The organism is Streptomyces sp. 891-h (genome assembly GCF_022760275.1).
In the GTDB taxonomy this organism is placed as follows: Bacteria; Actinomycetota; Actinomycetes; order Streptomycetales; family Streptomycetaceae; genus Streptomyces; species Streptomyces spirodelae.
Genome location: NZ_CP050693.1, coordinates 6,086,716 through 6,104,753, shown reverse-complemented (window position 1 = coordinate 6,104,753; position 18,038 = coordinate 6,086,716). Strand labels below are relative to the sequence as shown.

The window sequence follows — 18,038 nt, the reverse complement described above, 5'->3', positions numbered from 1 at the left end:
ACGGGGGTCCGCCCTTCGCTTCGGCTTCGGCGTGCGACGCGCCGCCAGGGGCCAGCCGCGTCAGCCCTGGCGGGGCTCGCCCTCGTCTGTCTCGCCCTCGCTCTCGCCCTCTTCCTCGATCGCGTCATCGGGCGCTTCCTCGTCCAGCGCGTCGATGAACTCGACACCGTCCAGCTCGGCCAGCCGGTCGGAGGCGTCGGTCACCCCGCCCTGATCCGCCTCCAGCGCCTTGGCGAACCACTCGCGGGCCTCTTCCTCCCGCCCGACCTCCAGCAGGGCGTCCGCGTACGCATACCGCAGCCGGGCCGTCCACGGCTGCACGGAGTTGGACGCCAGCTCAGGGCTCTGCAGCGTCACCACAGCGGCGTCCGGCTGCCCCATGTCACGACGGGCGCCCGCCGCGACCAGCCGCATCTCGACCTGGCCGGCCTTGTCCAGCTTCTGCACCTCGGGCTCGCCCGCCATCGCCAGCGCCTTCTCCGGGCGGCCAAGACCGCGCTCGCAGTCGGCCATCACCGGCCACAGGTGCTGCAGCCCGGTCATCCGCCGGGCGGCTCGGAACTCCGCCAGCGCCTCGGCGTACTTCTGCACCCCGTACGCGGCGAACCCGGCAGCCTCGCGCACCGACGGCACCCGCGAAGCGAGCCGCAGCGCCACCTTCGCGTACGCGTAAGCCTGCTCGGGGTCCTCGTCCAGCAGCCGCGCCACCATGACCAGGTTCCGCGCGACGTCCTCGGCCAGCGTCTTGGGCAGGCTCATCAGCTCCTGCTTGACGTCCTTGTCCAGCTCGTCACCGGTGACGTCCTCATCGATCGGCAGCCGCCGCAGCGGCTCACGCTCCGGCCGCTCCCGGCCCCGGTCACGATCCCTGTCACCCCGCCCGTACGGCCGGTCCCGGTCACCGCCCCGGCGGAAGCCGCCACCACGGCTGTCGTCCCGGTCCCGCCGGAAGCCGCCGCCACCACGGCGATCGTCCCGCCTGTCGTCCCGTCCACGGCCGCCGCCCTGGCCGTAGCCCTGGCCGTACGGCCGACGCCCGGTGCGGTCGTCGTCGCGACGCGGCCCCCGGCCATCCTCGCGGTCGTCCCGACGGTACGGCGCGCGCTCCCGGTCCCGGTCACTCCGCTGCGGCCGGTCGCCCCGGAAGCCACCACGCCGGTCGTCCTGCCGCTCACCGCGGCCACGGTCGTCACGGCGCCGATCGTCGCGGCTGCGGTCGTCACGCCCACGGTCGCCCCGGCCCCGGTCGTCGCGCCGGAACTCCTCGCGCCTGCGGTTGTCACGGTCGCCGCCCCGTGCATCGCGCCCGCGCTCGGACGCGCCACGGTCCGGGCGGCCGGCGGAACCCGGCCGGCCCCGCTCGTCACGCCGCTCCGCGCGGCCACCGTCGCGGCGGTCGTCACGCCGGTCGTCACGGCGGTCGTCACGGCGAAAGGGAGGGCGGCCCTGGCCCTCGCCACGTCCACGGCGATCGTCACGCCCCCGGTTGTCGAACGTGCGCTCCCCGCGCGGCCGGTCGTCCCGACGCCGCTCGTCTCCACGCCGCTCACCACCGCCCCGGCGCTCATCCCGGCGCTCGTCCCGACGCAAGCCGCCTGGGGAGCCACCTCGCTCGTCGCGCCGGAAGCCCCCGCCGGGCCGGCCACCCTCGTCCCGCCTGGGTCCACGGCGCTCACGGCTGTCGCCGCCGCGCGGGGCGGACTGTCGGGGGCGACGTTCGGATCGGCCGCGATCGTCGGAGGAACTGGGGGACATGGTGACTCCTGTCTGCGTGCCTGCGGCAGCACTTCTCTCGCAGGCGGTGGAACGACGTTCTTCGGAAAGCAAGGGAAAAACAAAAAAGCCCTTGGCCTTCAGCGCATGCACGCTGAAGGCCAAGGGCCCTAAAGATTGTTCGGCGGCGTCCTACTCTCCCACACGCTCCCGCATGCAGTACCATCGGCGCTGAAAGGCTTAGCTTCCGGGTTCGGAATGTAACCGGGCGTTTCCCTCACGCTATGGCCACCGAAACTCTGATCGGGACGACCGGATCAAAGATCCAGGTCCCGGAGTCTCCAAGCGAACAAGCACACTCTTCAATTTGAAGTGCGGTTGTTGTCTCAGAACCAACACAGTGGACGCGAGCCTCTATGGACAAGCCCTCGGCCTATTAGTACCGGTCACCTCCACCCATTACTGGGCTTCCAGATCCGGCCTATCAACCCCGTCATCTCCAGGGAGCCTTAACCCCTCAAAGGGGGTGGGAGTCCTCATCTCGAAGCAGGCTTCCCGCTTAGATGCTTTCAGCGGTTATCCTTCCCGAACGTAGCCAACCAGCCATGCCCTTGGCAGAACAACTGGCACACCAGAGGTCCGTCCGTCCCGGTCCTCTCGTACTAGGGACAGCCCTTCTCAAGACTCCTACGCGCGCAGCGGATAGGGACCGAACTGTCTCACGACGTTCTAAACCCAGCTCGCGTACCGCTTTAATGGGCGAACAGCCCAACCCTTGGGACCGACTCCAGCCCCAGGATGCGACGAGCCGACATCGAGGTGCCAAACCATCCCGTCGATATGGACTCTTGGGGAAGATCAGCCTGTTATCCCCGGGGTACCTTTTATCCGTTGAGCGACGGCGCTTCCACAAGCCACCGCCGGATCACTAGTCCCGACTTTCGTCCCTGCTCGACCCGTCAGTCTCACAGTCAAGCTCCCTTGTGCACTTACACTCACCACCTGATGACCAACCAGGCTGAGGGAACCTTTGGGCGCCTCCGTTACCCTTTAGGAGGCAACCGCCCCAGTTAAACTACCCACCAGACACTGTCCCCGATCCGGATCACGGACCCAGGTTAGACATCCAGCACGACCAGAGTGGTATTTCAACAACGACTCCACGAACACTGGCGTGCCCGCTTCACAGTCTCCCACCTATCCTACACAAGCCGAACCGAACACCAATATCAAGCTGTAGTAAAGGTCCCGGGGTCTTTCCGTCCTGCTGCGCGAAACGAGCATCTTTACTCGTACTGCAATTTCACCGGGCCTATGGTTGAGACAGTCAAGAAGTCGTTACGCCATTCGTGCAGGTCGGAACTTACCCGACAAGGAATTTCGCTACCTTAGGATGGTTATAGTTACCACCGCCGTTTACTGGCGCTTAAGTTCTCAGCTTCACCAGGACGAATCCTGACTAACCGGTCCCCTTAACGTTCCAGCACCGGGCAGGCGTCAGTCCGTATACATCGCCTTACGGCTTCGCACGGACCTGTGTTTTTAGTAAACAGTCGCTTCTCGCTGGTCTCTGCGGCCACCCCCAGCTCACCAAGCATGTTGGATCACCAGGCGTGGCCCCCCTTCTCCCGAAGTTACGGGGGCATTTTGCCGAGTTCCTTAACCATAGTTCACCCGAACGCCTCGGTATTCTCTACCAGACCACCTGAGTCGGTTTAGGGTACGGGCCGCCACACAACTCGCTAGAGGCTTTTCTCGACAGCACAGGATCACCCACTTCACCACAAACGGCTCGGCATCAGGTCTCACCCCTATGCCAGGCGGATTTACCTACCTGACGGGCTACACCCTTACCCCGGGACAACCATCGCCCGGGCTGGACTACCTCACTGCGTCACCCCATCACTCACCTACTACAAGCTCGGACCGTCGGCTCCACCACACTCCCACTCCGAAGAGCAGAAGGGGCTTCACGGACTTAGCATCACCTGATTCGATGTTTGACGCTGCATAGCGGGTACCGGAATATCAACCGGTTCTCCATCGACTACGCCTGTCGGCCTCGCCTTAGGTCCCGACTTACCCTGGGCAGATCAGCTTGACCCAGGAACCCTTAGTCAATCGGCGCACACGTTTCTCACGCATGTATCGCTACTCATGCCTGCATTCTCACTCGTGAACCATCCACAACTCGCTTCCACGGCTGCTTCACCCGGCACACGACGCTCCCCTACCCACCCACACACCCGTTAGAGCTATTGTGTGAGTGACACGACTTCGGCGGTGTACTTGAGCCCCGCTACATTATCGGCGCGGAATCACTTGACCAGTGAGCTATTACGCACTCTTTCAAGGATGGCTGCTTCTAAGCCAACCTCCTGGTTGTCCCTGCGACTCCACATCCTTTCCCACTTAGCACACGCTTAGGGGCCTTAGTCGATGCTCTGGGCTGTTTCCCTCTCGACCATGGAGCTTATCCCCCACAGTCTCACTGCCGCGCTCTCACTTACCGGCATTCGGAGTTTGGCTAAGGTCAGTAACCCGGTAGGGCCCATCGCCTATCCAGTGCTCTACCTCCGGCAAGAAACACACGACGCTGCACCTAAATGCATTTCGGGGAGAACCAGCTATCACGGAGTTTGATTGGCCTTTCACCCCTAACCACAGGTCATCCCCCAGGTTTTCAACCCTGGTGGGTTCGGGCCTCCACGAAGTCTTACCTCCGCTTCACCCTGCCCATGGCTAGATCACTCCGCTTCGGGTCTTGAACACGCTACTCAAACGCCCTCTTCGGACTCGCTTTCGCTACGGCTCCCCCACACGGGTTAACCTCGCAACATGCCGCAAACTCGCAGGCTCATTCTTCAAAAGGCACGCAGTCACGACAGACAGTGCGAACACTGCCTGCGACGCTCCCACGGCTTGTAGGCACACGGTTTCAGGTACTCTTTCACTCCGCTCCCGCGGTACTTTTCACCATTCCCTCACGGTACTATCCGCTATCGGTCACCAGGGAATATTTAGGCTTGACGGGTGGTCCCGCCAGATTCACACAGGATTTCTCGGGCCCCATGCTACTTGGGAACAACACAAGCGAGCCGTGCAGATTTCAGCTACGGGGGTCTTACCCTCTACGCCGGGCCTTTCGCATGCCCTTCGCCTATCCACACGGTTTCTAACTCACCCAGCCGCCGGCAGACGACTGAAGCGCAGTCCCACAACCCCGCATGCGCAACCCCTGCCGGGTATCACACACATACGGTTTAGCCTCCTCCGGTTTCGCTCACCACTACTCCCGGAATCACGGTTGTTTTCTCTTCCTACGGGTACTGAGATGTTTCACTTCCCCGCGTTCCCTCCACACCGCCTATACATTCAGCGGCAGGTGACAGCCCATGACGACTGCCGGGTTCCCCCATTCGGACACCCCCGGATCACAGCTCGGTTGACAGCTCCCCGGGGCCTATCGCGGCCTCCCACGTCCTTCATCGGTTCCTGGTGCCAAGGCATCCACCGTGCGCCCTTAAAAACTTGGCCACAGATGCTCGCGTCCACTGTGCAGTTCTCAAACAACAACCAGCCACCCACCACCCCAACCACACAAGCTGAGTTCACTGGGACCGGCGCAGAAGGACAGCTCAACGGCCGCACCCTCAGACACCCAACAGCGCGCCCGACACGACCAGATCACCTGCGTTCCACGCCGAAGCAGTACTAACAGACACCCTGACCGTGCCGAATAGTCAACGTTCCACCCATGAGCAACCCACCGTCAGACACTCGCTGACGCAGTGGGCCTCTGGACCGCCGAAGCGGCCAAAGATGCTCCTTAGAAAGGAGGTGATCCAGCCGCACCTTCCGGTACGGCTACCTTGTTACGACTTCGTCCCAATCGCCAGTCCCACCTTCGACGATTCCCTCCCCACAAAGGGGGTTGGGCCACCGGCTTCGGGTGTTACCGACTTTCGTGACGTGACGGGCGGTGTGTACAAGGCCCGGGAACGTATTCACCGCAGCAATGCTGATCTGCGATTACTAGCGACTCCGACTTCATGGGGTCGAGTTGCAGACCCCAATCCGAACTGAGACCGGCTTTTTGAGATTCGCTCCACCTCACGGCATCGCAGCTCATTGTACCGGCCATTGTAGCACGTGTGCAGCCCAAGACATAAGGGGCATGATGACTTGACGTCGTCCCCACCTTCCTCCGAGTTGACCCCGGCAGTCTCCCGTGAGTCCCCAACCACCCGAAGGTGTTGCTGGCAACACAGGACAAGGGTTGCGCTCGTTGCGGGACTTAACCCAACATCTCACGACACGAGCTGACGACAGCCATGCACCACCTGTACACCGACCCAAAGGGGGGCACTGTCTCCAGCGCTTTCCGGTGTATGTCAAGCCTTGGTAAGGTTCTTCGCGTTGCGTCGAATTAAGCCACATGCTCCGCCGCTTGTGCGGGCCCCCGTCAATTCCTTTGAGTTTTAGCCTTGCGGCCGTACTCCCCAGGCGGGGCACTTAATGCGTTAGCTGCGGCACGGACGACGTGGAATGCCGCCCACACCTAGTGCCCAACGTTTACGGCGTGGACTACCAGGGTATCTAATCCTGTTCGCTCCCCACGCTTTCGCTCCTCAGCGTCAGTATCGGCCCAGAGATCCGCCTTCGCCACCGGTGTTCCTCCTGATATCTGCGCATTTCACCGCTACACCAGGAATTCCAATCTCCCCTGCCGAACTCCAGCCTGCCCGTATCGAATGCAGACCCGGGGTTAAGCCCCGGGCTTTCACATCCGACGCGACAAGCCGCCTACGAGCTCTTTACGCCCAATAATTCCGGACAACGCTCGCACCCTACGTATTACCGCGGCTGCTGGCACGTAGTTAGCCGGTGCTTCTTCTGCAGGTACCGTCACTTGCGCTTCTTCCCTGCTGAAAGAGGTTTACAACCCGAAGGCCGTCATCCCTCACGCGGCGTCGCTGCATCAGGCTTGCGCCCATTGTGCAATATTCCCCACTGCTGCCTCCCGTAGGAGTCTGGGCCGTGTCTCAGTCCCAGTGTGGCCGGTCGCCCTCTCAGGCCGGCTACCCGTCGTCGCCTTGGTAGGCCATCACCCCACCAACAAGCTGATAGGCCGCGGGCTCATCCTGCACCGCCGGAGCTTTCCACCACCAGACCATGCGGCCGGTGGTCATATCCGGTATTAGACCCCGTTTCCAGGGCTTGTCCCGAAGTGCAGGGCAGATTGCCCACGTGTTACTCACCCGTTCGCCACTAATCCACCACCGAAGCGGCTTCATCGTTCGACTTGCATGTGTTAAGCACGCCGCCAGCGTTCGTCCTGAGCCAGGATCAAACTCTCCGTGAATGCTTATCGCTTCGCGGAAGAGCGGAACCAAGGGGAGGAATAATCCCCACGGTTCACAGCGTCCTCGCTGTTAATTTTCCAAAGGAACCTCAACCCACCACTGAAGGATGGGCCGGGGTATCAACATATCTGGCGTTGACTTTTGGCACGCTGTTGAGTTCTCAAGGAACGGACGCTTCCTTCGAAACCGTTTCACCGGTCTCTCCGGACGTTTGCCCTTTCGGTGTCCACTACGTTAGCGCGTTTCCTCGGAGACTCATAATCGAGCCCTCGGAGTCAGTTTTCGGCGTACCGAAAGTGACCCCGAATCCGGGGTACGTCGAAGGTAGTGAATGTCCGCTTCCGGGGGCCGCTCTCACTGAGTCTTCAGACCCGTGGCAAGCCGTCCCGTTTCCAGCGGCTCGTCCAACGTTAGGTGGTCGAGCGGCTTGCGTCAAGCGAGGGTCGGCGCCGGTTCCGGGGCTTGTGGGCCCGGTAGGGGCTGACCGTCGGGTCGTCCGCGAGCCAGAAGCGCCACGGGTAGTGGGCGGCGTCACCGCCCACGCCGGTGCGGGGACCGCTCTTGACCGTATCCGGGTCGGCCGGCTCGCCCGCCAGCACGCTCAGCGGGGCGTAGTCGTCATGGGTGCACACGTCGGCGCCGTTCAGCTCGCGGTCCACGGCGAGGGCGGTGGCCAGCCGGGCCGGGCCCTTGGCCAGCTCCAGGTCCTTGCGCGCCTTGGGGCGTCGCTTGCGTGCCTGCTCCACCCCTTCCAGCACCTCTCCGGCGCGGATCAGCACACCGCTGGCCTGGCCCTCGGGTCCGCAGACGAGGTTGAGGCTGTACCACATGCCGTAGATGAAGTAGACGTACGCATGACCGGGCGGACCGAACATCGAGGCGTTCCGTTCCGTCCTGCCCCGGTAGGCGTGGGAGCCGGGGTCCGCCTCTCCTGCGTAGGCCTCCACCTCGGTGATGCGCAACCGCATTCGGCCGTCCGACGTCGTGCGTACCAGGACGCGTCCGATCAGGTCGGGGGCGACATCCAGGACAGGACGGTCGAAGAAGGCCCGGGGTAGGTGCGGGTCACCGCTGGTCGTGCTGGGGTGGCGGTCTCGGCCTGCGATCATGCCGTCCGAGCGTACAAGAACCGCGTACGCGACCGCGTGGGCGCGAGCCGCGCGGGGAACGTCGTGCTTCCCGGCGCGAAGCGGACGGGGAGCGAAAGGGGAGGACAAGAGGATGGGCTTCAAGAAGCTGTTCGCGAGCATGGGGATGGGCGGCGCGTCGGTGGACACGGTGCTGCACCAGCCGCACGCCGTGCCCGGTGGCGTGGTGCAGGGCGAGGTGCGGATCGAGGGGGGCTCGGTCACCCAGGAGATCCAGTCGCTGTCGGTGGGGCTGCAGGCCCGCGTCGAGGTCGAGACGAACGACGGTGAGATGCACCAGAACATCGAGTTCGGCACCCAGCGGCTGGGCGGGGAGCTCACCCTGCACGAGGGGGAGTCGCACGTGGTGCCGTTCACTCTCGAGGTGCCGTGGGAGACGCCGATCACCGCGTTCATGGGGCAGCAGCTGCGGGGCATGCAGATCGGGGTGACCACCGAGCTGGCGATCGCGCGGGCGCTGGATTCGAGCGATCTGGATCCGGTGGAGATCCACCCGCTGCCGGCCCAGGAGGCGATTCTGGACGCGTTCGGGCAGCTCGGGTTCCGCTTCAAGTCGGCCGACATGGAGAAGGGCCACATCCGCAACACGCGGCAGCGGCTCCCCTTCTACCAGGAGATCGAGTTCTTCGCGCCGCAGCAGTACCGGGGGCTCAACCAGGTCGAGCTGTCGTTCGTTGCGGACGCGCGGGGCATGGACGTGGTGCTGGAGATGGACAAGAAGCCGGGGCTGTTCTCCGAGGGCAGTGACACCTTCCGGGCGTTCCCCGTGGACTTCGACTCCTACCAGCAGACGGACTGGGCCGGGTACCTCAACCAGTGGCTGGCCGAGGTCGGCGGCAAGCGGAACTGGTTCTGAAGCCGCCGCGCGGACCGGCCGTCCGGTGACGGGACCCCGGTCAGCCTGCTGGTCAGCCCAGCAGGATGCTGAGCGGGGTCTCGCGTACCGCCCAGAAGCCGACTGCCGCGGTGAAGACCTCCGCAGCTGCCGCGGCGTCCTCCGGGTCGGCCTGTTCGAATTCGGACCAGCCGGTGGCCAGCATCAGATAGCCGCGGGGCTTGCCCCACCAGGACAGGTCGGTGAGGAGGTCGGCCAGCGCGTCCCAGTTGCGGCCGAAGTAGTCGGGGAGCTCCAGACCGGTGGCGCAACGTTCCATGAAGTCGGCTTTGTTGTCGACGCCGGTCAGGTCGACCACGGTGCCGAACCAGCCCGCCGCGTCCGCCTGCATCAGGGCGTCGGGTCCCACGGAGGGCAACCGGTAGACGCCGGGGGGCACCGAGTCGTCGAAGAGGCCGGGGAGGTCGGCCTGGGGCAGCTCGGGCAGGTCCACGGGGCTGGTCATGGTCGCACCACCGCTTCGGGGTCTCGTCGTGGTCACTCACCTGATGGCGTTGACGGCTGCGGGCACAGGGCTGGGGTGTACGGGGTGTGCTCTCGCACCCCGTCATGGTGGCAAAGAGAGGCTGTCCGGATCGTTAGGCTGGCCGTTGCAGCGATTCGCGTGACGAGGAGGTTCCCGACGTGACCGACCAGCAACGGCGCCCGCTCCCCCATGACTTCCACCCCCCGGTGCCGTCGATTCGCGTACTGAGCAACGATCTGGCGGATGGCGGCCATCTGGGTACCGCACAGGTGTACGCGGAGGGGAACACCTCTCCGCACCTGCGCTGGGAGGGCTTCCCCGAGGCGACGAAGAGCTTCGCCGTGACCTGCTTCGATCCGGACGCGCCGACCGGGAGCGGCTTCTGGCACTGGTCCGTCTTCGACATCCCCGCCTCGGTGACCGAGCTGCCCACGGGCGCCGGTACGGGTGAGATGCAGGGGCTCCCCGAGGGGGCCGTGCATGTGCGCAACGACTTCGGGACGCGTGACTTCGGCGGGGCCGCGCCGCCGCCCGGGGACGGGCCGCACCGCTATGTCTTCACCGTGTACGCCGTGGACACCGAGAAGCTCGGGCCGGACTCCGGCGCGTCGCCGGCCTTCGTCGGGTTCAACCTGCGCTTCCACACCCTGGCGCGCGGGCACCTGATCGGCGAGTACGAGATCCCCGCCGAGGGCTGACCCCGCTCGCTCGTCCGCCCGTCCGTCCGTCCGGAAGAATTCCGTTGCGCCGCGCTCCCCGCGCGGCGCAACGTGTATGTGGGCAGTCGGCACCGCGCCGCGGACATCACCGCGAGCGGGGGCGGCAGGCGCTTGTCGGCGCCGCCGTCCGCCGGAGTCCGGCCGGGGGCCGGACGACCGCGCCGGCTGCCTTCGGTCCCGGCGGGGCTCCTCCCGGCCCCAAGCGCAAGGCAGCCCCGGATTTGTCCCTTGCTGATCCTTTTCTTCCCTCTGTGACCTGGCGTTCCCGGGTGCTTCATCTCTTGGACAGCCCCGGGAAATTGCGTTGTCGGCCTGGGTGGACAGCGGCACAGTTGGTGCCACCCGGCGCGGGCGCGTCCGGGCCGAGACGGGAGAAGGGGAGGCGGTCGGGATGCGGGAGACGCTGGTGCTGAACGCGAGCTTCGAGCCGCTGTCGACGGTGTCGCTGCGGCGAGCGGTGGTGCTCGTGATGCGGGAGAAGGCCGTCGTCGAGCAGTCGCATCCCGGTCTGCGGGTGCGCGCTGCGCAGGTGGAACTGCCGGTGCCGCAGGTGATCAGACTTCGCCGGTACGTGCGGGTGCCCTTCCGACAACGGGCACCGTGGTCGCGGCGGGGCGTCCTGGTGCGGGACCGGCACCGGTGTGCGTACTGCGGGCGCCGGGCGACCACGGTGGACCACATCGTTCCGCGTTCGCACGGCGGTGGGAACACGTGGCTGAACACGGTCGCGGCGTGCGCGGCCGACAATCACCGCAAGGCGGACCGTACCCCGGGGCAGGCGGGGATGAGGCTGCTGGTCAAGCCCTTCGAGCCGACGCCGGCCGACGCGCTCCTGCTCGCGCTGGGGCTCAAGGAGGGCGAGTCGCTGCCCGAGTGGCTGGCGCTGCCCGCCACCGCCTGAGCTGTGCGACAGCTGCGGCTCGCGGCGCCGTACCGCGCGCTCAGCGCAGCAGGAGCTGCACGATCGCCACGACGCCGACGGCGACGATGACGCCTCGCAGCACTCCGGGGGCCAGCTTGCGTCCGACCCGGGCGCCGAGCTGGCCCCCTGCTGCTGAGCCGACGGCGATCAGCAGGACGGCCGTCCAGTCGAAGTCGGCGACGAAGAGGAAGAAGACGGCCGCCGTGCCGTTGACGACGGCGCCCAGGACGTTCTTGACGGCGTTGATGCGCTGCAGGTCGTCGGGGATGAGCAGGCCCATCAGGGCCAGGTAGATGACGCCTTGGGCGGCGCCGAAGTAGCCGCCGTAGGCGCTGGCGCACAGTATCCCGCCCTGGAGGGTGGCGCCGCCGTGCGGGTGGCCGCTGTCGTTGTCGCGTTCGCGGCGCCGGCGGACGGCGGCGGCCAGCTTGGGCTGGAGTACGACGAGGACGAGGGCGAGCGCGATCAGGACCGGAACGATCGCGTTGAAGGCGCTGGAGGGCAGGGTGAGCAGCAGGATGGCGCCGATCAGTCCGCCGAGGAGGGCGACGCCGCCCAGCCGGAGGACGCGGCGGCGCTGGCCGCGCAGCTCCCTGCGGTAGCCGATGGCCCCGCTGATGGAGCCGGGGACGAGGCCGAGGGAGTTGGAGACGTTGGCGGTGACGGGTGGCAGGCCGACGGCGAGCAGCACCGGGAAGGTGATGAGGGTGCCCGAGCCGACGATGGTGTTGATGCCTCCGGCGCCGATGCCTGCGGCGCAGACGGCCACGGCCTCCCATATGGTCACGCGTCAGCCCCTTCGGTGATCGGTTTCTCGCTGCACCGATCATGCCCGAAGGGGCTGTTCCGACGCGTGGGCGGTCCGGCTGTTGGACTCGCGATCCCGGCTCACGGTCGCGGCTTCGGGCTCGCGACCGGGGAGTGCGGTGAGTGAGGCGAGAGGGCCCAGGGGCGTCAGGAGTCGAGCGGGGGCTGCTCGCGCGGGGGCTTGGTGACGCTGGGCGGGGCCGGGGTGCCGCCGCCGTTGCCGCCGGTCTCGGGACGGAAGTTGTCGAGTGCGCCGCCGAGGCCCTTGAGGGCGTCGCCGATCTCGCTGGGGACGATCCAGAGCTTGTTGGCGTCGCCCTCGGCGATCTTCGGGAGCATCTGGAGGTACTGGTAGGAGAGCAGCTTCTGGTCCGGGTCGCCGGCGTGGATGGACTCGAAGACGGTCCGGATGGCCTGGGCCTCGCCTTCGGCGCGCAGCGCGGCGGAGCGGGACTCGCCCTCGGCGCGCAGGATGGCCGACTGCTTCTCACCTTCGGCGGTGAGGATCTGCGACTGGCGGACACCTTCCGCCTGGAGGATCGCGGCGCGCTTGTCACGGTCGGCGCGCATCTGCTTCTCCATCGAGTCCTGGATGGAGGTCGGCGGCTCGATCGCCTTGAGCTCGACGCGGTTGACGCGGATGCCCCACTTGCCGGTGGCCTCGTCGAGGACGCCGCGCAGCGCCGCGTTGATCTCCTCGCGGGAGGTCAGCGTCCGCTCCAGGTCCATGCCGCCGATGATGTTCCGCAGGGTGGTGACGGTGAGCTGCTCGATCGCCTGGATGTAGCTGGCGACCTCGTAGGTGGCCGCCCGCGCGTCCGTCACCTGGTAGTAGATGACGGTGTCGATGTTCACCACGAGGTTGTCCTGGGTGATCACCGGCTGCGGGGGGAAGGGGACGACCTGTTCCCTCAGGTCCACACGGTTGCGGATGGTGTCGATGAAGGGGACGACGATGTTCAGGCCCGCGTTGAGTGTCCGGGTGTAGCGTCCGAAGCGCTCGACGATGGCCGCGCTCGCCTGTGGAATGACCTGGATCGTCTTGATGAGTGCGATGAAGACAAGCACCACCAGGATGATCAGGACGATGATGATGGCGTCCACGGCCTTGCCCCCTGCTTGGTTGTGAAAGACGCTGCCAGAAGAGTTACTGCCCGTGTGCGGTTGCTCATCGACATCACATCACGACAGCCGTCGCGCCGTCGATCTCGACCACGTCCACCTGAGCGCCCGGTTCATAGGCCGTTTGCGAGTCCAGCGCCCGGGCCGACCAGATCTCACCGGCGAGCTTGATGCGGCCGCTGTCCCCGTCGACCCGCTCCAGCACGACCGCCTGCCGCCCCTTGAGCGCGTCGACCCCGCTGGCCAGCGCGGGGCGTTCGGTGCGCATCCGGCGTGCGATGGGCCGTACGGCCAGGATCAGGGCCGTGGAGACGATCGCGAAGACGATGACCTGGGCCACCGGGCCGCCGCCGATCCCGGCCGTACCGGCGGCCGCTACGGCGCCGACCGCGAGCATGCCGAACTCGGGCATGGCCGTGATGATGAGCGGGATTCCCAGCGCTGCGGCGGCTACGAGCCACCAGACCCATGCGTCCACACCGCCATGGTAGGCGCACGCTCAGCGCAGCGGCAGGCCCTGTGCCGTCCAGCGGCCGTTCTGCGTCTCGACGACCAGCGGCAGGCCGAAGCAGAGCGAGAGGTTACGGGAGGTCAGTTCCGTCTCCAGCGGCCCTGCTGCCAGCACGCGTCCCTGGCGGAGCATCAGAACGTGGGTGAAGCCCGGCGGGATCTCCTCGACGTGGTGCGTGACCATCAGCATGGAGGGCGCGTACGGGTCGCGCGCGAGCCGTCCGAGACGGCGCACCAGGTCCTCACGGCCGCCCAGGTCGAGTCCGGCCGCGGGCTCGTCCAGGAGCAGCAGTTCGGGGTCGGTCATCATGGCGCGGGCGATCATGGTGCGCTTGCGCTCGCCCTCGGAGAGGGTGCCGAACTTGCGGTCGAGGTAGTCGGACATGCCGAGCCGGTCGAGGAAGGCGAGCGCGCGGTCCTCGTCGACCTTGTCGTAGCTCTCCTGCCAGTGCGCCGTCATGCCGTAGGCGGCGGTGAGGACGGTCTCCAGCACGGTCTGGCTGCGGGGCAGCTTCTCGGCCATGGCGATGCTGGCCATGCCCACGCGGGGCCGCAGTTCGAACACGTCGACGCTGCCGAGGCGTTCGCCGAGCACGCCGACGGTGCCGGTGGTCGGGAAGAGGTAGCTGGAGGCGAGGTTGAGCAGGGTGGTCTTGCCCGCTCCGTTGGGGCCGAGGATGACCCAGCGTTCGCCCTCCTTGACCGACCAGGAGACATCTTCCACCAGAGCACGTCCGTCGCGGACCACGGATACGTCCACCAGCTCCAGTACTTCGCTCATGAGCGCGTTGTCTCCTATTGCAGTCGCGTTTAGGTGCCTGTGGGCACATTCCCCAGGGGAAAACCTACGCCACCGTGTGCGAAGCCTGTTCCCTAGGCTTGGTTCATGCTCACAGAACCTCGTTCGGGGCGGCTCGCCGCCTGGGGAAACGCACTGCTCGCCGGACTGGTCTCGCCCGACGAGGCGGCCGAGCGCATCGCGGCGCAGGACGCGCGGCACCGGGTGGTGCTGCCGGATGACGACTCGGACCCGGTGGGGCTGACGCTGGCCCTGGGGCGGCTGCGGTCGCTGGGCGCCGTCGGGCTGCGGGTCGCGCTACCGGTGCCGGGGCATCCGCTGGGGCTGAGCGGGCCGCCGGAGTTCAACGCGCGGGCGCTGGAGGCCGAGGAGGCGGTACTGGTGCACGGCACGGCGCTCGGTCTGGTGCCCACGGTGTACGAGGCGGGACCGGCGGACGCCGACCCGCAGGATGTGCACACGGAGGTGCTGTGGGAGTGCCTGCCGGTGCGGGAGGGCCCGCCCGCCGACGTGCCCTCGCTGGCGGAGGCCGAGCGGGAGCTGGCCGAGGCGATGCGGGAGGCCACCGAGGTGCTGACCCGGCTGGATGTGGCCGGCTCGGGTCCGGTGGCCGAGGCCGCGCTGGAGGCGTACCGGGCGCGTATGGAGGCGGGCAGGCAGCTGCTGGCGCCGGGCTATCCGCCGCGTGCCGTGCGGGTGCTGGAGCTGGCACAGCGGGTGACGGCGCTGGTGTCTATCGCACACGGCGACGGAGGGGGCACCGGCGACGGGAGGGAGCACGGCGGCGCGGTGAGCGCAGCGGAGATGGCGGCCCGTGCCGAGGCGCTGCGGCCGGTGGAGCGCACCGCGCGGCGGGCGCAGGTGGCCGCGTACAACGCCTACGCGGAGGAGCTGGAGCGGCGGCGGGAGGGCGGACGGGCCTGAACGGCGCCGCCCGGCCCTCCGGGGCCCCGCCCGGCGGGGTCAGCTGTTGTGCGTGTGGTTGCCGAAGACCGGGTTGAGGACCCCGACGACGTTGACCGAGTTGCCGGTGAGGTTGACCGGGACGTGGACCGGGGCCTGCACCAGGTTGCCGGAGCCGACGCCCGGCGACTTGACGGCCTTGCCCTGCGCGTCGGCGCTGTGCGCGAACGCCGAGCCGGCCGAGGCGCCGGCGGCGACTCCGGCGGCGGCGAGGACCAGGGCGGCCTTTTTGGCAGTGTTCATGGGGTGTTCTCCCTGTGGTTCTGCTGAACGGTGCCCGCGGCCGACCGCCGCGGGCACGCCATGGAGAACGGGGCATCCGCCGGGAGGGTGCGCGGAAAAGATGACGACCACACGACGGTATGAACGGCTGCCCCTGTGCGAACTACTGACCGAATAGTCGGGTTATCCGGTCACCCCGTGGCGGACCGCCCACAGGGCCGCCTGCGTGCGGTCGGCCAGGTCGAGCTTCATCAGGATGTTGGAGACGTGGGCCTTGACCGTCTTCTCCGACAGCACGAGGGCGCGGGCGATCTCGCGGTTCGAGCGGCCGTCCGCTATCAGCCCCAGCACCTCGCGCTCACGTTCGGTCAGCGCCGGACCGCGCCCCGACCCGCCGCTCTCCTCCTCGCTGAGCAGCGCCCCGGCCACCTCGGGCTGGAGCAGCACGTGGCCCGCGTGCACGGAGCGGATGGCACCGGCCAGCGCCTCGGGGTCCACGTCCTTGTAGACGTAGCCGACGGCACCCGCACGCAGCGCCGGGACGACCGTCCGCTGCTCGGTGAAGCTGGTGACGATCAGCACCCGCGCCGGGTTGCCCCGCTCGCGCAGGCTGCGCAGCGCCTCGACGCCGTCGGTCCCGGGCATCTTGACGTCCATCAGCACCACGTCGGGCCGCAGCTCCTCGGTACGTGCCACGCCCTCGGCGCCGTCGGATGCCTCTCCGACCACATCGATGTCGTCCTGCACCTCCAGAAAGGTGCGCAGCCCACGGCGTACGACCTGATGGTCGTCGACGAGCAGCACACGGATCGCGTCAGCCACCGGGCACCTCCACTTCCACAACTGTGCCCTTTCCGGGCTCCGACTGGACGGTCAGTGTGCCGCCGACGCCGGAGGCACGGTCGCGCATCGAGACAAGGCCCAGGTGGCGGCCCGCCGAGCGCACGGCGCCCGGATCGAAGCCCCGGCCGTCGTCGGTGACGACGAGGGCGACACAGCAGCCGCGGCGGCTGAGGGAGACGCGGACGTGTGAGGCGTCCGCGTGCCGCAGCGCGTTGTGCAGGGCCTCCTGGGCGACCCGCAGCAGCGCCTCTTCCTGGGCCGAGGGCAGCGCGCGGACGCCCTCGCACTCGAAGTCCACCTGGGCGCTGTGGGCGCGGTCGAGGACCTGGGCCTGGGCACGGAGGGTGGCGACCAGGCCGTCCTCGTCGAGTGCGGCGGGCCGCATCTCGATGACGGCTGCGCGCAGTTCGTCGGCCGCCTCGCCGGACAGCCTGGCCACCTCGTGCAGCTCCGCCTTGGCGCGCTCGGGGTCGCGGTCGACAAGCGCCGTGGCTGCCTGGGCCGTCAGGCGCAGCGAGAAGAGTTTCTGGGCCACCGCGTCGTGGAGTTCGTGCGCGATGCGGGTGCGCTCCTCGGCGATGGTCAGCTCGCGGCTGCGCTCGTACAGGCGTGCGTTGGTGAGCGCGATGGCGGCGTGCTGGGCCAGCAGCCGCAGCAGTTCCTCGTCGTCCTCCGTGAAGGAGCAGGGCCGCTCGCTGGACGCCGGGCGGCGCTGCTGGGCGGTGGCGGGGTCGCACCGCTTGTTGGCGAGGAAGAGGGCACCGAGTACCTGCTCGCCGTCGGCGATGGGCATGCCGAGGAAGTCGGCCATCTTGGGGTGCGCCGAGGGCCAGCCGCCGAACCGGGGGTCCTTGCGGACGTCGGCGAGGCGCTGCGGGGTGGCGTCGTGCAGCATCGCGGCGAGGATGCCGTGCTGGCGGGGCAGTGGGCCGATGGCCTTCCACTGCTCATCGGTGACGCCCGCGACGACGAACTGCGCGAAGCCGCCCTGGTCGTCGGGTACGCCGAGCGCCGCGTACTCGGCGTCGAGAAGGTCGCGGGCCGAGGCGACGATCGTCTGGAGGACGTCACGCACCTCGAGGCGGCGGTTCATGGCGAGCAGCGCCGCGCTGACGGCGGCGAGTCCGGATCGGGGGACCATGCTGAGCACGGTACTCGCGGGACCGTCAGCCCGGGATCGGGCCGGGGTCAGGGGCGGTGCGGGACGCTGGTCCTAGGTCCGAGGGGGTAGGAGGCCGCGCTGCGCCGCCGGGCCGCACGGGAGGGCCACCGGGCCGCGCTGTGGAGGGCCACCGGGCCGCGCTGCGGACGGCCGCCGATCTGTGAGTGCTGCCACAGGCGGCCGTCGCCGCCGCGGAGCCCCTTCGTCGCCCGGAAGTGCGGCGTGCGCTGCGAGGAAGCCGCCACGCAGCGCCCTGTGACGAGGCTGCCGGGGCAGCCCGCGGCCTTGATCGCATTTTGCCCGGCAATCGGCGGGCCGCTAAGAATGTCGCTCGCCGCAGACGCCCTGCGGTCCAGAACCCCGTCAGCGACCGGAAGAGGC

Annotated in this window: 14 protein-coding genes and 3 rRNA genes; 4 read left to right on the top strand and 13 right to left on the bottom strand. The window is 67.6% G+C overall.

What is annotated here, in order from left to right:
- Positions 1-60 precede the first annotated feature (60 nt).
- The 5 genes from HC362_RS35100 to HC362_RS26785 form a co-directional block, all read right to left on the bottom strand.
- Positions 61-819 (bottom strand): hypothetical protein, encoded by a 759-nt coding sequence (locus tag HC362_RS35100; RefSeq protein ID WP_347568544.1) that lies wholly within the window; start codon positions 817-819, stop codon positions 61-63.
- 1,073 nt (positions 820-1,892) lie between these two features.
- A 5S ribosomal RNA gene (gene rrf, locus HC362_RS26800) occupies positions 1,893-2,009 on the bottom strand.
- 120 nt (positions 2,010-2,129) lie between these two features.
- Positions 2,130-5,250 (bottom strand): 23S ribosomal RNA (locus HC362_RS26795).
- 296 nt (positions 5,251-5,546) lie between these two features.
- Positions 5,547-7,078 (bottom strand): 16S ribosomal RNA (locus HC362_RS26790).
- The 16S, 23S and 5S rRNA genes sit together here, the layout of an rRNA operon.
- 411 nt (positions 7,079-7,489) lie before the next feature.
- Positions 7,490-8,188 carry a DNA-3-methyladenine glycosylase gene (locus HC362_RS26785; protein WP_243086696.1) on the bottom strand — a complete coding sequence of 233 codons (699 nt, stop codon included), beginning with the start codon at positions 8,186-8,188 and terminating at the stop codon, positions 7,490-7,492.
- 112 nt (positions 8,189-8,300) lie between these two features.
- Here HC362_RS26785 and HC362_RS26780 point away from each other — a divergent pair, with 112 nt between their 5' ends.
- Positions 8,301-9,083 (top strand): sporulation protein, encoded by a 783-nt coding sequence (locus tag HC362_RS26780; protein ID WP_243086695.1) that lies wholly within the window; start codon positions 8,301-8,303, stop codon positions 9,081-9,083.
- A 52-nt stretch (positions 9,084-9,135) separates the two neighbouring features.
- On the opposite strand, the gene HC362_RS26775 is transcribed toward HC362_RS26780, so the two are convergent.
- On the bottom strand, positions 9,136-9,567 hold the full coding sequence (locus HC362_RS26775; protein ID WP_243086694.1) for a barstar family protein: 432 nt from the start codon (positions 9,565-9,567) through the stop codon (positions 9,136-9,138).
- A gap of 179 nt (positions 9,568-9,746) precedes the next feature.
- Here HC362_RS26775 and HC362_RS26770 point away from each other — a divergent pair, with 179 nt between their 5' ends.
- On the top strand, positions 9,747-10,286 hold the full coding sequence (locus HC362_RS26770) for a YbhB/YbcL family Raf kinase inhibitor-like protein (protein WP_243086693.1): 540 nt from the start codon (positions 9,747-9,749) through the stop codon (positions 10,284-10,286).
- A 412-nt stretch (positions 10,287-10,698) separates the two neighbouring features.
- Positions 10,699-11,208: an HNH endonuclease gene (locus tag HC362_RS26765; RefSeq protein ID WP_243086692.1), complete on the top strand. Its 510-nt coding sequence runs from the start codon at positions 10,699-10,701 to the stop codon at positions 11,206-11,208.
- 40 nt (positions 11,209-11,248) lie between these two features.
- On the opposite strand, the gene HC362_RS26760 is transcribed toward HC362_RS26765, so the two are convergent.
- From HC362_RS26760 to HC362_RS26745, 4 genes are all read right to left on the bottom strand, one after another.
- Positions 11,249-12,016 carry a sulfite exporter TauE/SafE family protein gene (locus tag HC362_RS26760; RefSeq protein ID WP_243086691.1) on the bottom strand — a complete coding sequence of 256 codons (768 nt, stop codon included), beginning with the start codon at positions 12,014-12,016 and terminating at the stop codon, positions 11,249-11,251.
- A 167-nt stretch (positions 12,017-12,183) separates the two neighbouring features.
- Positions 12,184-13,140 carry an SPFH domain-containing protein gene (locus HC362_RS26755; RefSeq protein ID WP_209267180.1) on the bottom strand — a complete coding sequence of 319 codons (957 nt, stop codon included), beginning with the start codon at positions 13,138-13,140 and terminating at the stop codon, positions 12,184-12,186.
- 73 nt (positions 13,141-13,213) lie between these two features.
- Complete coding sequence (locus tag HC362_RS26750; RefSeq protein WP_243086690.1) at positions 13,214-13,636, bottom strand: NfeD family protein; 423 nt, start codon at positions 13,634-13,636, stop codon at positions 13,214-13,216.
- Positions 13,637-13,657: 21 nt separating this feature from the next.
- Positions 13,658-14,449, bottom strand: coding sequence for an ABC transporter ATP-binding protein (locus HC362_RS26745; RefSeq protein WP_243086689.1), 792 nt, complete (start codon positions 14,447-14,449; stop codon positions 13,658-13,660).
- Positions 14,450-14,554: 105 nt separating this feature from the next.
- On the opposite strand from HC362_RS26745, the gene HC362_RS26740 reads away from it, so the two are divergent.
- A complete protein-coding gene (locus HC362_RS26740; protein WP_243086688.1) occupies positions 14,555-15,391 on the top strand; it encodes a hypothetical protein in 837 nt (278 codons plus the stop codon).
- A gap of 39 nt (positions 15,392-15,430) precedes the next feature.
- Here the strand turns inward: HC362_RS26740 and HC362_RS26735 are convergent, their stop codons facing one another.
- The 3 genes from HC362_RS26735 to HC362_RS26725 all read right to left on the bottom strand — a co-directional run bounded on the left by HC362_RS26735 (position 15,431) and on the right by HC362_RS26725 (position 17,636).
- Complete coding sequence (locus HC362_RS26735) at positions 15,431-15,673, bottom strand: chaplin (protein ID WP_209267176.1); 243 nt, start codon at positions 15,671-15,673, stop codon at positions 15,431-15,433.
- A 162-nt stretch (positions 15,674-15,835) separates the two neighbouring features.
- Positions 15,836-16,474, bottom strand: a complete 639-nt coding sequence (locus HC362_RS26730) for a response regulator transcription factor (protein WP_243086687.1) — start codon at positions 16,472-16,474, stop codon at positions 15,836-15,838.
- Positions 16,467-17,636 (bottom strand): GAF domain-containing sensor histidine kinase, encoded by a 1,170-nt coding sequence (locus HC362_RS26725; protein ID WP_243086686.1) that lies wholly within the window; start codon positions 17,634-17,636, stop codon positions 16,467-16,469. The genes HC362_RS26730 and HC362_RS26725 overlap by 8 nt, the downstream gene beginning before the upstream one ends.
- Positions 17,637-18,038 lie beyond the last annotated feature (402 nt).